The following is a 353-nucleotide window of genomic DNA, read 5'->3' as shown; positions in this document are numbered from 1 at the left end:
ACCGAGGGCAGGCTCAGGCTGGCCGGGTTCAGCGGTTGCGGGCGCTGCAGTTCGAGACCGCGATCGGGCCCCTTGCCCAGCAGCACGGCGAGGGCGATGCGGGCGCTGGCGATGTCCTGCTCGGCGGCGCTGAGCTGCTGGCGGGCGGTGGCCAGCTGGGTCTGCGTCTGTTGCAGCTGGACCTTGCTGTCGAGCCCGGCGCTCATGCGCTTCTGGCTCAGCTCGGTCATGCGCTGCGAGCGCTTCAGTTCTTCCTCGGCGAGATCGCGCACGGTAAAGGCGTGGGCGAGGTCGCTGTAGGCGCGGGCGATGCTCGCCGAGAGGCCGATGCGCGCGGCCTGGCTGTCGATCCG

General features: G+C 71.1%; 1 protein-coding gene. It reads right to left on the bottom strand.

The genetic code is table 11. The features are described from left to right. A partial coding sequence (locus FLO80_RS24340; RefSeq protein ID WP_188078422.1) for a TolC family protein occupies positions 1 to 353 on the bottom strand: 353 nt, incomplete at both ends.

The organism is Aquicoccus porphyridii (genome assembly GCF_008369105.1).
In the GTDB taxonomy this organism is placed as follows: domain Bacteria; phylum Pseudomonadota; class Alphaproteobacteria; order Rhodobacterales; family Rhodobacteraceae; genus Aquicoccus; species Aquicoccus porphyridii.
This window is presented reverse-complemented; position numbering and strand designations above follow the sequence as displayed.